The following is a 12,954-nucleotide window of genomic DNA, read 5'->3' as shown; positions in this document are numbered from 1 at the left end:
AGGCGAGGCGTACAATGAGCAAAGAAGTACTGCTGGTTGTTGAGTCGGTATCCAACGAAAAGGGCGTACCGGCCGGCGTGATTTTCGAGGCGCTGGAGCTGGCTCTGGCGACCGCCACCAAGAAACGTTTCGAGGACGAGGTCGACCTGCGCGTCGAGATCAATCGTCATAACGGCAGCTACGAGACTTTCCGTCGTTGGCACGTCGTCGCCGACGAGGACTACCAGGACCCCGCCACCGAGATCACCGTCGAGGACGTCCAGGAGCAGAAGCCGGGCGCGAAGGTCGGCGAGGTCATCGAAGAAAAGATCGAATCCATCGAGTTCGGCCGCATCGCTGCGCAGACTGCCAAGCAGGTCATCGTGCAGAAGGTCCGCGAGGCCGAGCGCGCCCAGGTGGTCGATGCCTACCGCGAGAAGGTCGGTGAGATCATTTCCGGTACCGTGAAGAAGGTCACCCGCGACAACGTCATCGTCGATCTCGGCAACAACGCCGAGGCGCTGCTGGCCCGCGACCAGATCATTCCGCGCGAGACCTTCCGCGTTGGCACCCGCGTGCGTGCCCTGCTGAAGGAGATCCGTACCGAGAACCGCGGTCCTCAACTGGTCCTGTCGCGTACCGCGCCGGAAATGCTGATCGAGCTGTTCCGCATCGAAGTACCGGAAATCGCCGAGCAGTTGATCGACGTGATGGCCGCCGCCCGTGACCCGGGCTCGCGCGCCAAGATCGCCGTTCGTTCCAAGGACAAGCGCATCGACCCGCAGGGCGCCTGCATCGGCATGCGCGGTTCGCGCGTCCAGGCGGTATCCGGCGAGATCGGTGGAGAGCGGGTGGACATCGTCCTGTGGGACGACAACCCGGCGCAATTCGTGATCAACGCCATGGCTCCGGCCGAGGTGGCGGCGATCATCGTCGACGAGGATACCCATACCATGGATATCGCCGTCGCCGAGGACAATCTGGCGCAGGCTATCGGCCGCAGTGGCCAGAACGTCCGTCTGGCCAGCCAGTTGACCGGCTGGACCCTGAATGTGATGACCGAGGCGGATATCCAGGCCAAGCAACAGGCCGAGACCGGGGATATCCTGCAGCGCTTCGTCGACGAGCTGGATGTCGACGAGGAACTGGCCCAGGTACTGGTGGAAGAGGGCTTCACGACTCTTGAGGAAATCGCCTACGTACCGATGGAAGAGATGCTCAGCATCGATGGCTTCGACGAAGACATCGTCAACGAGCTGCGCTCCCGTGCCAAGGATCGCCTGCTGACCAAGGCCATTGCGACCGAAGAGAAGCTCGCCGACGCACAACCGGCAGAAGACCTGCTCAGCCTCGATGGCATGAGCAAGGAGCTGGCCCTGGACCTGGCGCTGCGTGGCGTAACCACCCGTGAAGATCTGGCCGAGCAATCGATCGACGATCTGCTCGACATCGACGGCATGGACGAAGAGCGTGCCGGCAAGTTGATCATGGCCGCCCGGGCCCATTGGTTCGAGTAAGCAGTCGCGGCCTGAGGAGAGAAGTGCATGACGCAAGTCACGGTGAAAGAACTGGCCCAGGTGGTCGACACACCGGTGGAGCGCCTGCTGCTGCAGATGCGTGACGCAGGTCTGCCGCACACCAGTGCCGAACAAGTTGTAACGGATAGCGAGAAGCAAGCCCTGCTGACCCACCTGAAAGGCAGCCATGGCGATCGCGCCAGCGAGCCGCGCAAGATCACCCTGCAACGCAAGACCACTACCACGCTGAAAGTGGGTGGCAGCAAGACGGTGAGCGTCGAAGTTCGCAAGAAGAAAACCTATGTCAAGCGCAGCCCCGACGAGATCGAGGCCGAGCGCCAGCGCGAACTCGAGGAGCAGCGCGCGGCGGAAGAGGCGGAGCGTCTGAAGGCCGAAGAGGCCGCTGCCCGCCAGCGTGCCGAAGAGGAAGCGCGCAAGGCCGAGGAAGCTGCGCGTGCCAAGGCTGCCCAGGAAGCAGCGGCTACTGCCGGTGCCGAGCCTGCCGTGGTGGCGGATGTCGCGGTTGCCGAACCAGTGGCCAAGCCTGCCGCCGTGGAAGAGCGCAAGAAGGAAGAGCCGCGCCGCGTGCCCAAGCGTGACGAGGACGATGACCGCCGCGACCGCAAGCACACCCAGCACCGTCCCTCGGTCAAGGAGAAGGAAAAGGTTCCTGCTCCGCGCGTGGCTCCACGCAGCACCGACGAGGAAAGCGATGGTTACCGTCGCGGCGGTCGTGGTGGCAAGTCGAAGCTGAAGAAGCGCAACCAGCACGGGTTCCAGAACCCGACAGGACCGATCGTGCGTGAAGTGAACATCGGTGAGACCATCACCGTAGCCGAGTTGGCCGCCCAGATGTCGGTCAAGGGTGCCGAAGTCGTCAAGTTCATGTTCAAGATGGGCTCCCCGGTGACCATCAACCAGGTCCTGGACCAGGAGACCGCCCAACTGGTCGCCGAAGAGCTGGGCCACAAGGTCAAGCTGGTCAGCGAGAACGCGCTGGAAGAACAACTGGCCGAGTCCCTGAAGTTCGAAGGCGAGGCGGTCACCCGCGCGCCGGTCGTCACCGTCATGGGCCACGTCGACCACGGCAAGACCTCGCTGCTCGACTACATCCGTCGCGCCAAGGTCGCCGCGGGCGAGGCCGGTGGCATCACCCAGCATATCGGTGCCTACCACGTCGAAACCGAGCGTGGCATGGTGACCTTCCTGGATACCCCCGGCCACGCCGCGTTCACCGCGATGCGTGCCCGTGGCGCCCAGGCGACCGACATCGTGATCCTGGTGGTCGCGGCCGACGACGGCGTCATGCCGCAGACCCAGGAAGCCGTGCAGCACGCGAAAGCGGCGGGCGTGCCGATCGTGGTCGCGGTGAACAAGATCGACAAGCCCGAGGCCAACCCGGACAACATCAAGAACGGCCTGGCCGCTCTCGACGTGATCCCGGAAGAGTGGGGCGGCGACGCTCCCTTCGTCCCGGTTTCGGCGAAGCTCGGTACTGGCGTCGATGAACTGCTCGAAGCGGTCCTGCTGCAGGCAGAAGTGCTCGAACTGAAAGCCACTCCGTCGGCCCCGGGCCGTGGCGTGGTGGTCGAGTCGCGCCTGGACAAGGGACGCGGCCCGGTGGCCACCGTGCTGGTCCAGGACGGTACCCTGCGCCAGGGCGACATGGTGCTGGTCGGCATCAACTACGGTCGTGTCCGCGCCATGCTCGACGAGAACGGCAAGCCGATCAAGGAAGCCGGCCCGTCGATCCCGGTCGAGATCCTCGGCCTGGACGGTACGCCGGATGCCGGTGACGAGATGACCGTGGTCGCCGACGAGAAGAAGGCCCGCGAAGTCGCCCTGTTCCGTCAAGGCAAGTTCCGTGAGGTGAAACTGGCGCGAGCCCATGCCGGCAAGCTGGAAAACATCTTCGAGAACATGGGCCAGGAAGAGAAGAAGACCCTGAACATCGTCCTCAAGGCCGATGTGCGCGGTTCGCTCGAGGCTCTGCAAGGCTCGCTCAGCGGCCTGGGCAACGACGAAGTGCAGGTCCGCGTGGTCGGTGGCGGCGTCGGTGGCATCACCGAGTCCGACGCCAACCTGGCGCTGGCTTCCAACGCGGTGCTGTTCGGCTTCAACGTGCGCGCCGACGCCGGCGCGCGCAAGATCGTCGAAGCCGAAGGTCTGGATATGCGTTACTACAACGTGATCTACGACATCATCGAGGACGTCAAGAAGGCCCTGACCGGCATGCTCGGCAGCGACCTGCGGGAGAACATCCTGGGCATCGCCGAGGTGCGCGACGTGTTCCGCTCGCCGAAGTTCGGCGCGATCGCCGGCTGCATGGTCACCGAGGGCATGGTGCACCGCAACCGTCCGATCCGCGTGCTGCGCGACGACGTGGTCATCTTCGAAGGCGAGCTGGAGTCTCTCCGTCGCTTCAAGGACGACGTCGCCGAAGTGCGTGCCGGCATGGAGTGCGGCATCGGCGTGAAGAGCTACAACGACGTCAAGGTCGGCGACAAGATCGAAGTGTTCGAGAAGGTCGAAGTCGCACGCAGCCTTTGATGGCGAGTGCGTAACCACAGCGCCCGGGCCGGCTTCCAGCTGTCCCGGGCGTTTGTCGCTTTTTTTTCCAGTGACCGGGTGTCGCTGGAGGCAGGTTGAAAAATGGCAAAAGACTACAGCCGTACCCAGCGTATCGGCGATCAGATGCAACGCGAACTGGCTCAACTGATCCAGCGCGAGATCAAGGACCCGCGCCTGGGCCTGGTCACCATCACCGGTGTCGAGGTCAGCCGCGACGTGGCGCACGCCAAGGTGTTCATCACCGTCATGGGCCAGGACGATGCCGGCAAGATCGCCCTGAACATGGAAATCCTCAACGACGCCGCCGGCTACCTGCGCATGCTGCTGGGCAAGTCGATGAAGCTGCGTAGCGTGCCGCAACTGCATTTCCACTACGACGAAAGCATCCGCCGCGGCGCCGAGCTGTCGGCGCTGATCGAGCGTGCGGTGGCCGAAGACGGCCGCCGCCACGGCGACGAGACCGAGGACTGAGCGTGGCCCAGGTGAAGCGTATCCGCCGCTCCATCAGCGGCATCCTGGTGCTCGACAAGCCGCGCGGCATGAGTTCCAACCAGGCACTGCAGAAAGTCCGCTGGCTGCTCAATGCCGAGAAGGCCGGCCACACCGGCAGCCTCGACCCACTGGCCACCGGGGTGCTGCCGCTGTGCTTCGGCGAGGCGACCAAGTTCTCCCAGTATCTTCTCGATGCCGACAAGGGTTACGAGACGGTGATGCGCATGGGCATCACCACCACCACCGGCGACGCCGAGGGCGAACTGCTCGCCGAGCGGGACGTGACCGTCGGTCGGGACGATCTCGAACAGGCCCTGCCGCGCTTCCGTGGCGACATAGAGCAGGTGCCGCCGATGTACTCGGCGCTGAAGAAAGACGGACAGCCGCTGTACAAGCTCGCCCGTGCAGGAGAGGTAGTGGAGCGCGAGGCGCGTTCTGTTACTATTACGCGCCTGGATTTGCTCTCCTTCGAGCCGCCCTGTGCGACCCTGGCCGTTTCCTGCAGCAAAGGCACCTACGTGCGTACGCTGGTGGAAGATCTCGGCCAGGTCCTGGGCTGCGGCGCGCACGTCGCGGCACTGCGGCGGACCCAGGCCGGGCCGTTCGCCCTGGCCCAGGCGATCACCCTCGAGACGCTCGAACGCGTGCATGCCGAAGGTGGTCCGGAAGCGCTGGACCAATTCCTGATGCCGGAAGACAGCGGCCTGTTGCATTGGCCGGTGTTGCAGTTGTCCGAGCACAGTGCGTACTACTGGCTGCACGGGCAGCCGGTGCGGGCCCCGGAAGCGCCGAAGTTCGGCTGGCTGCGGGTGCAGGATCACACAGGTCGTTTCATCGGTATCGGTGAAGTGACCGACGACGGGCGTATCGCCCCGCGTCGACTGATTCGGTCATAAGACCGATACGAGGGTGGCTGTCAGCAGGCACGGTCATTCCTCCTTTTAAAACACGGGAAGCGATTCCCGGCCTGTTCACTCAGAGGAAGCCCATCATGGCACTGAGCGTTGAAGAAAAAGCGCAGATCGTTAACGAATACAAGCAAGCTGAAGGCGACACCGGTTCCCCGGAAGTGCAGGTAGCCCTGCTGTCCGCCAACATCAACAAGCTGCAGGATCACTTCAAGGCCAACGGCAAGGATCACCATTCCCGCCGTGGTCTGATCCGTATGGTTAACCAGCGCCGTAAGCTGCTGGACTACCTGAAGGGCAAAGACGTGTCTCGCTACACTGCCCTGATCGGCCGTCTGGGTCTGCGTCGCTAAGCGACGCCGGTCGGCAGCTTGAAGCAAGGAGCTGGAAGTCTGGCGTCGATACCCGCACACGAGGCGGGTATCGGCGTCGGGCTTCCAGCTTCGCGCTTTCTAGGAATCGATTCGGGTCCGACTCCCGGCATTCCACCGATTTCCCCCAAGGCAACATAGAAGGTAAAGACACCGTGAACCCGGTAACCAAGCAATTCCAGTTCGGTCAGTCGACCGTCACTCTCGAGACCGGCCGTATCGCTCGCCAGGCCACCGGCGCCGTACTGGTCACCATGGACGACGTCAGCGTGCTGGTCACCGTGGTCGGCGCCAAGTCGCCGGCCGAAGGCCGCGACTTCTTCCCGCTGTCCGTGCACTACCAGGAAAAGACCTACGCCGCAGGCCGTATCCCCGGTGGTTTCTTCAAGCGTGAAGGACGTCCTTCCGAGAAGGAAACCCTGACCTCGCGCCTGATCGACCGTCCGATCCGTCCGCTGTTCCCCGAAGGTTTCATGAATGAAGTGCAGGTCGTCTGCACCGTCGTTTCCACCAACAAGAAGTCCGATCCGGACATCGCCGCGATGATCGGCACCTCCGCCGCCCTGGCGATCTCCGGCATTCCGTTCGCCGGCCCGATCGGCGCCGCCCGCGTCGGTTTCCACCCGGAAATCGGCTACATCCTCAACCCCACCTACGAGCAACTGCAGAGTTCCAGCCTCGACATGGTCGTGGCCGGTACCGAAGACGCCGTGCTGATGGTGGAGTCCGAGGCCGACGAACTGACCGAAGACCAGATGCTCGGTGCCGTGCTGTTCGCCCACGACGAGTTCCAGGCGGTGATCCGTGCCGTCAAGGAGCTGGCCGCCGAAGCTGGCAAGCCGGCCTGGGACTGGAAAGCCCCGGCGGAAAACACCGTGCTGGTCAACGCCATCAAGGCAGAGCTGGGCGAAGCGATCTCCCAGGCCTATACCATCACCATCAAGCAGGACCGCTACAACCGTCTGGGCGAGCTGCGCGACCAGGCCGTGGCCCTGTTCGCCGGCGAGGAAGAGGGCAAGTTCCCGGCTTCCGAGGTCAAGGACGTATTCGGCCTGCTGGAATACCGCACCGTTCGCGAGAACATCGTCAACGGCAAGCCGCGTATCGACGGTCGTGACACCCGTACCGTGCGTCCGCTGCGCATCGAAGTCGGCGTGCTCGGCAAGACCCACGGTTCCGCGCTGTTCACCCGTGGCGAAACCCAGGCCCTGGTCGTCGCGACCCTCGGCACCGCGCGTGATGCCCAGCTGCTGGATACCCTGGAAGGCGAGCGCAAGGACGCCTTCATGCTGCACTACAACTTCCCGCCGTTCTCGGTAGGCGAGTGCGGCCGCATGGGCAGCCCGGGTCGTCGTGAAATCGGCCATGGCCGTCTGGCCCGTCGTGGCGTCGCCGCCATGCTGCCGACCCAGGACGAGTTCCCCTACACCATTCGCGTGGTTTCCGAGATCACCGAGTCCAACGGTTCCAGCTCGATGGCCTCCGTGTGCGGCGCCTCCCTGGCGCTGATGGATGCCGGTGTGCCGGTCAAGGCGCCGGTCGCCGGTATCGCCATGGGCCTGGTCAAGGAAGGCGAGAAGTTCGCCGTCCTGACCGACATCCTCGGTGACGAAGACCACCTGGGCGACATGGACTTCAAGGTTGCCGGTACCGACAAGGGCGTCACCGCCCTGCAGATGGACATCAAGATCAACGGTATCACCGAAGAGATCATGGAGATCGCCCTGGGCCAGGCCCTGGAAGCTCGCCTGAACATCCTCGGCCAGATGAACCAGGTCATCGCCAAGCCGCGCGCCGAGCTGTCCGAGAACGCCCCGACCATGCTGCAGATGAAGATCGACTCGGACAAGATCCGCGACGTCATCGGCAAGGGCGGCGCGACCATCCGTGGTATCTGCGAAGAGACCAAGGCCTCGATCGACATCGAGGACGATGGCAGCGTGAAGATCTACGGCGAAACCAAGGAAGCCGCCGAGGCCGCCAAGCTGCGCGTCCTGGCGATCACCGCGGAAGCCGAGATCGGCAAGATCTACGTCGGCAAGGTGGAGCGCATCGTCGACTTCGGTGCCTTCGTCAACATCCTGCCGGGCAAGGACGGCCTGGTGCATATCTCGCAGATCAGCGACAAGCGCATCGACAAGGTCACCGACGTGCTGCAGGAAGGCCAGGAAGTGAAGGTCCTGGTGCTCGACGTGGACAACCGTGGCCGCATCAAGCTGTCGATCAAGGACGTGGCTGCCGCCGAAGCTTCCGGCGTGTAAGTCGAGTCGTGATCGATGAAAACAGGGCCCTCGGGCCCTGTTTTCGTTTCCGCGACACGCTTCTCGGCGAAGGGGGTGAATCCTTGCATTTTGCAAGCCCTGCCATCGCCAATTCGGCATTCTGCAACCGTCTCGCTTCCGACCTGTTTTTTAACCTATTGTTTTTAAAGGATTTTATTTTAGAGGAAAACTGGCACAGCGCTTGCGATATCTACTATGCAACTGACGCCAGGAATGGCTGCAGTTTTTCGAAATCCATAGGAGAAACCGCAATGAAATTCAGCAAACTCGCTATTGCCGCTGCTACTGCCACTGCTCTGAGCTTCTCGATGGCCAATGCGTTCGCTGCCCAGCCCATCAGCCTGGCGGCCAACGACACTATGCAGAAAACCGAAGAAGCGGTTTCCGATACCTGGATCACCAGCAAGGTGAAATCAAGCCTGATCGCCAACAAGAATGTCAGTGGCGTCGATATCAAGGTCGAGACCAACAAAGGTGTGGTTTCCCTTTCCGGCAACGTGAAGAGCGATGCCGAGCGTGACCTGGCGATCGAGACCGCCAAGGGCATCAAGGGCGTGAAAGCCGTTTCCGCCGATGGCCTGAAATCGGTCGAGTAAGCGCCCGGGCCGAACGATCCCTTTTCCCTCGTCACCAGGAGGAAGACCGATGAATTCCGATGTGATCAAAGGTAAGTGGAAGCAGCTCACCGGCAAGATCAAGGAGCGTTGGGGCGATCTGACCGACGACGATCTCCAGGCTGCCGACGGACATGCCGAATACCTGGTCGGCAAGCTGCAGGAACGCTATGGCTGGTCCAAGGAAAGGGCCGAACAGGAAGTTCGCGACTTCAGCGACCGCCTGTGAACAGGTAGAAGGAAGCCCCGCCGGGATTGCCCGGCGGGGCTTTTTCATGGGCGCTGGATTCAGTCGCCGCGCCGGCTCTGGATGGCGCTGAGGCGGTTGCCCTCGAAACGGACGAAATACAGCATGCCGTTCCATGGGCCATAGACCCATTCCTGGACCTCGACCTCGTAGCGCTTGCCCCATTCCCCGACGACCTCGCGATAACCCAGGCTGTCGCGGCTGCGTGGCTCGCCGCAGCGCGCAAGGACGTCGGCGCTGCTGTCGCCGGTACTCACCAGGCGGCTGCCGCAACGCAGCGAATCGGCCTGAGCATGTGCCAACGGCAGCAGGGACAGCAACGCCACCAGCCCGGTGCGCGGAAGCGAGCGATTCAACGCTTGAACTCGATGCGTTTCAGCTTGTTGGCTTCGAAGGTCAGGATGTAGGTCACGCCGTTGCGCGGGCCGTACACCCACTCCTCGACCTTGAATTCCCGCCGATCGTAGCTGCCCAGGGTATAGCCGACGTCGTCGCGGTGATCCGGATCGCCGCACTTTTGCTGTACTTCGAAGGCCCGGTCGCCGACGCTGACCAGCGCACTGCCGCAACGCATGGTGTCGGCCTGCGCGCTCGCGCAGGCAAGGTAGAGCAGGGGGGCCGCGAGGGCGGCGAATCGCTTGTGCAAGGTATCACTCGCTATCCAGGTGCAGTTGGGTGTCGACATTACCCTTGTCTTCGCCTTCGGCGAAACTGACGTCGATCAAGTAGATGCGATCGTCCGGCAACTGGCCTTTCTCCACCAGGTAATCCTTGATCCGGGTGGCCCGGGCCTGGCCGATCTGGCGCAGCAGCACCTGGCTCTTGGCCCAGGAAGCGATCACCGCTTCGCGCATCTTCGCGGTGCGTTCGTCGCTGTCCAGTTCCTTCCACTCGGCCGGTGGCTGCTGCTTCAGGCGGGTCCGGTAGATGCCTTCGAGCAGCGGTGCCTGCATGTTCTCCGGCACCTCGAGCTGCTTGGCGTCGCTCGGTACCTTGTCGCCGCGACGCTGGAGCATGCGGTAGTAGGTGTTCTGGTATTCCAGTTCGAGACGCTTGGCGCCGATCGAGGGACCGTCAGCCGCGGCGGAGGCCACGCCTTCCACTTCCAGGCGCAGCGCCGGCCGCTCCTTGAGCGCATCGGCGAGCTTGTCGAGGTTGGCCTGGGCTTCTGGCGTCAGCTCGTCGCTGCCCGCGGCGAAGGGTACCGTGCCGAGATCCTCGTTACCGCCGGCGGCGAGGCCGGCGATGAACTTGAACGGCGCCTGCACGGCGCGCAGGACCAGGTTGCGCAGGGTCTGCCAGACGATCGGCATGACGCTGAACTCCGGGTTGTTCAGATCACCGGCCACCGGCAACTGGATATCGATGTTGCCCTTGGTGTCCTTGAGCAGGGCTACCGCCAGCTTCACCGGCAGGTCCACGGCATCCGGGCTGTCGACCTTCTCGCCGAGTTGCAGGCCTTCCAGCAGGACCTTGTTTTCCGCCTTCAGTTGGCTACGTTCGATCTGGTAGTGCAGGTCCAGGTTGAGTCGCCCCTTACGGATGCGGTAGCCGGCGAACTTGCCGGAATAGGGCGTCAGGGTGGTCAGCTCGACGCGCTTGAAGCTGGTGGTGATGTCGAGCTTCTTCAGCGGGTCGAATGGGTCCAGTTCGCCGGCGATGGTCACCGGTGCGTACTTGTCGACCTTGCCCTTGATGTCCACCTTGGCCGGCTGCGAGTTGCGCGTGTCGAGGGTGCCGACTTCGCCGCTGAGCTGCTGGATGGCGGTACCGAACGGCGGCATCAGGGTCAGGTCGGCGAAGTTCGCCGAGCCGTTGTTGATCCGTACGCCGCCGATGTGGATGCCCAGCGGCTTGCTCGCCGGCGCGTTCTTGCTTTCGGCGGCGGTCTTGCCGGACGAGCTAGCCGGTTGCGGGATGATCAGCTCGCTGACGTTGGTGCTGCGATCTTCGTTGATGATGAAGCGGGCGTAGGGCTCCTCGAAGGACACGCTCTGGATCGACAGGCTGTCCTCGTGCCGGTAGGCGAGGCCGTTGAGGGTCAGTTTGGTCCATTTGACGAAGTCGCGGTCCTTGATGGTATCCAGGGTATGCAACTGGCTGACTTCGGCGCTGCCGTCGACGCTGAAAGCCAGCGGCTCGACGCTCTTCAGGTCGACCGCCAGCTCGCTGCCAAGGAAGCCGCTGCGCAGTTCCAGGCGGATGAACGGCGAGATGTAGGCCTGGGCCACGCGCAGGTCGATGTCGCGGGTACTGACCTTGAGCCTGGCGCTGACCGGGTCGAGCACCACCTGGCCGCTGGCCTGGACCTGGCCGCGGTTGCCGAGGCCGGTCTTGAGCTTGAGGTCGAAGGGGGTCTTGCCGAGGCTGTCGACGTTCTGCAGGTCGAGGTCCAGCGGGCCGACTTCCAGCGGGACCTCGGTGGCCGGCTGGCGATCCACCAGGTGCGCCTTGTAGCCGCGCAACTGGGTGTCGCGCAGGACGATGTGCCAGGGCTTGGCAGGCGTCTCCGCGGCGGCTTTCGTACTTTCCGGCGGAGGCGTCTTTGCAGTGTCGGCGAGCTGTTGCGGAGAGTCGCTGGCCGCCTTGTCGATTTCCGCAGTCTTGGTCGTTTCCTGCCCGGTTGCCTTGCCGGTCTTCGGAGCCTTGCTCGTCTCTTGCTTGGCTACCTTGTCGGCAGCGCCTTCCGCGGCCTTGGCGGACTCTTTGTCGTCCGTTGCCCTTTCCGTCTCGGCGACGCTGGCGTCCTTCTCCGCCGGCCTGTCCTTGCTCGCTTCGCCCGAGGCTATCGCGGCTGCCTTGGCGGCACCGTCGGTTGCCGGTTCGCTGGTGGTCTTCGCCGCGTCGGTCGGGGCAGCGGCGGGATCGGTGTTTTCCGCCGGCTTGGGTGCAGGCGCCTTGCGTGGCGGCGGAGTGAAGTCGGCGAACAGTTTCTGCCAGTCGAGCTGGCCGTCCTTCTCGCGCGCGGCCCAGGCCTCCAGGCCCTGGCTGCGGACTTCGCCGAGCACCACTTCCTGCTTGGCCAGGTCCAGGGTGGTAGCGGCCACGTCGAGGCTGGCGAGCTTGGCCAGCGGCTTGCCCTGGGGCGAATTGATGCTGAAGTCGGCGAGTTTCAGCGCGGCCTTGTCGAGCAGCAGTTGGGTGTCCTTGGACAGGTCCAGGCGATAGTCGCTGGAGAGGCTGACCACGCCGTTCTCCAGCACCAGCGGGGCATTGTCGCGGACATAGGGCCACCAGGCCTTGAGCTGGATATCCTTGACGCTCAGGTGGCCCCTGGACGTGATCGGCACCAGGGTCAGGTCGCCTTCCCAGTCGAGGCGGCCGCCGTTCGGGCCGGTGGCGACCAGGGTCATCTTCGCGCCGTCGTCGGGCAGGGTGCTGAGGTTGTGCAGCTCGAAGCCCAGCGGATCGAAGCTGAAGTCCACCGGCTCGCTCGGTCGCAGGTCCTGGAAGTGCAGGCTGCCCTCGGCCAGTTGGATGCGGTCGATGCGCAGCGGGAACGGGTCGCTCGGCTGTTCAGGCTCGGGCGATTCGCTCGGCGGGATCCTGAACAGGCTGGCCAGGTTGAGCTGGCCCTTCTCGTCGAACAGCAGTTCGGTATGCGGACCTTCCAGCTCGACGTCGGCCAGGTGCAGCTGGCGTTTCCACAGGCTGTCCAGCTGCAGGTTGGCGTACAGCCGGCGGAAGGCGAGCTGGGGGTTCTTCTCCTCGCCCAGGCGCAGACCCCAGAGGGTCAATTCCAGGCTGAAGGGGTTGAATTCGATACGTTCGAGACGTGCGGGGACGGTGGCGTATTGCGCCAGTTGCTGGTTGGCGACGCGCAGCCCGATGCCGGGTATGAGCAGAAAGCCCAGCAGGCAATAGACGAGGAAGGTGATCAGCAGGGCGCTGACAGCGCGTTTCAGTCCTTTGGGCATGGCTCTCTTTCGTTTTCCGTTCTAAGCGGTGCGTTGGAGTATGGCACGGCCTCAAG

General features: G+C 63.7%; 11 protein-coding genes. 8 read left to right on the top strand and 3 right to left on the bottom strand.

The genetic code is table 11. The features are described from left to right. Positions 1-14 precede the first annotated feature (14 nt). The 8 genes from nusA to HMPREF3014_RS18720 all read left to right on the top strand — a co-directional run bounded on the left by nusA (position 15) and on the right by HMPREF3014_RS18720 (position 8,963). Positions 15-1,496, top strand: a complete 1,482-nt coding sequence (gene nusA / locus HMPREF3014_RS18755) for a transcription termination factor NusA (RefSeq protein ID WP_003095192.1) — start codon at positions 15-17, stop codon at positions 1,494-1,496. A gap of 27 nt (positions 1,497-1,523) precedes the next feature. Then, the gene (gene infB / locus HMPREF3014_RS18750; RefSeq protein ID WP_003113908.1) at positions 1,524-4,046 is read left to right on the top strand and encodes a translation initiation factor IF-2; all 2,523 of its coding nucleotides are present in this window, start codon (positions 1,524-1,526) and stop codon (positions 4,044-4,046) included. A 102-nt stretch (positions 4,047-4,148) separates the two neighbouring features. After that, the gene (gene rbfA, locus HMPREF3014_RS18745) at positions 4,149-4,538 is read left to right on the top strand and encodes a 30S ribosome-binding factor RbfA (protein ID WP_003095188.1); all 390 of its coding nucleotides are present in this window, start codon (positions 4,149-4,151) and stop codon (positions 4,536-4,538) included. A gap of 2 nt (positions 4,539-4,540) precedes the next feature. After that, entirely contained in the window at positions 4,541-5,455 is a 915-nt protein-coding gene (gene truB, locus HMPREF3014_RS18740; protein ID WP_003100522.1) for a tRNA pseudouridine(55) synthase TruB, read from the top strand. 95 nt (positions 5,456-5,550) lie between these two features. Continuing rightward, entirely contained in the window at positions 5,551-5,820 is a 270-nt protein-coding gene (gene rpsO / locus HMPREF3014_RS18735) for a 30S ribosomal protein S15 (RefSeq protein WP_003095184.1), read from the top strand. A 173-nt stretch (positions 5,821-5,993) separates the two neighbouring features. Next, positions 5,994-8,099, top strand: coding sequence for a polyribonucleotide nucleotidyltransferase (gene pnp, locus HMPREF3014_RS18730; RefSeq protein WP_003095181.1), 2,106 nt, complete (start codon positions 5,994-5,996; stop codon positions 8,097-8,099). Between the two features lie 272 nt (positions 8,100-8,371). Continuing rightward, entirely contained in the window at positions 8,372-8,716 is a 345-nt protein-coding gene (locus HMPREF3014_RS18725) for a BON domain-containing protein (RefSeq protein ID WP_003095177.1), read from the top strand. A 49-nt stretch (positions 8,717-8,765) separates the two neighbouring features. Then, a complete protein-coding gene (locus HMPREF3014_RS18720; RefSeq protein ID WP_003095174.1) occupies positions 8,766-8,963 on the top strand; it encodes a CsbD family protein in 198 nt (65 codons plus the stop codon). Between the two features lie 59 nt (positions 8,964-9,022). Here HMPREF3014_RS18720 and HMPREF3014_RS18715 read toward each other — a convergent pair whose 3' ends face one another. The 3 genes from HMPREF3014_RS18715 to HMPREF3014_RS18705 are packed head-to-tail and all read right to left on the bottom strand — an operon-like array spanning position 9,023 to position 12,898. Then, positions 9,023-9,337 carry a DUF2845 domain-containing protein gene (locus tag HMPREF3014_RS18715; RefSeq protein WP_003100526.1) on the bottom strand — a complete coding sequence of 105 codons (315 nt, stop codon included), beginning with the start codon at positions 9,335-9,337 and terminating at the stop codon, positions 9,023-9,025. Continuing rightward, entirely contained in the window at positions 9,334-9,627 is a 294-nt protein-coding gene (locus HMPREF3014_RS18710; protein ID WP_003100541.1) for a DUF2845 domain-containing protein, read from the bottom strand. The genes HMPREF3014_RS18715 and HMPREF3014_RS18710 overlap by 4 nt, the downstream gene beginning before the upstream one ends. A 4-nt stretch (positions 9,628-9,631) precedes the next feature. After that, positions 9,632-12,898 carry a DUF748 domain-containing protein gene (locus HMPREF3014_RS18705; protein ID WP_034017031.1) on the bottom strand — a complete coding sequence of 1,089 codons (3,267 nt, stop codon included), beginning with the start codon at positions 12,896-12,898 and terminating at the stop codon, positions 9,632-9,634. Positions 12,899-12,954 lie beyond the last annotated feature (56 nt).

Origin of the sequence: Pseudomonas sp. HMSC065H01 (assembly GCF_001815235.1) — a bacterium.
In the GTDB taxonomy this organism is placed as follows: Bacteria; Pseudomonadota; Gammaproteobacteria; order Pseudomonadales; family Pseudomonadaceae; genus Pseudomonas; species Pseudomonas aeruginosa.
Note: the sequence above shows the minus strand (reverse complement) of the source record. Positions and strands in the feature narration are given on the sequence as shown.

Coding starts and splice junctions, on each gene's coding strand:
- infB (WP_003113908.1), top strand. CDS start 1,524: ATGACGCAAGTCACGGTGAAAGAACTGGCCCAGGTGGTCGACACACCG.
- HMPREF3014_RS18705 (WP_034017031.1), bottom strand. CDS start 12,898: ATGCCCAAAGGACTGAAACGCGCTGTCAGCGCCCTGCTGATCACCTTC.
- HMPREF3014_RS18720 (WP_003095174.1), top strand. CDS start 8,766: ATGAATTCCGATGTGATCAAAGGTAAGTGGAAGCAGCTCACCGGCAAG.
- HMPREF3014_RS18725 (WP_003095177.1), top strand. CDS start 8,372: ATGAAATTCAGCAAACTCGCTATTGCCGCTGCTACTGCCACTGCTCTG.
- rpsO (WP_003095184.1), top strand. CDS start 5,551: ATGGCACTGAGCGTTGAAGAAAAAGCGCAGATCGTTAACGAATACAAG.
- rbfA (WP_003095188.1), top strand. CDS start 4,149: ATGGCAAAAGACTACAGCCGTACCCAGCGTATCGGCGATCAGATGCAA.
- nusA (WP_003095192.1), top strand. CDS start 15: ATGAGCAAAGAAGTACTGCTGGTTGTTGAGTCGGTATCCAACGAAAAG.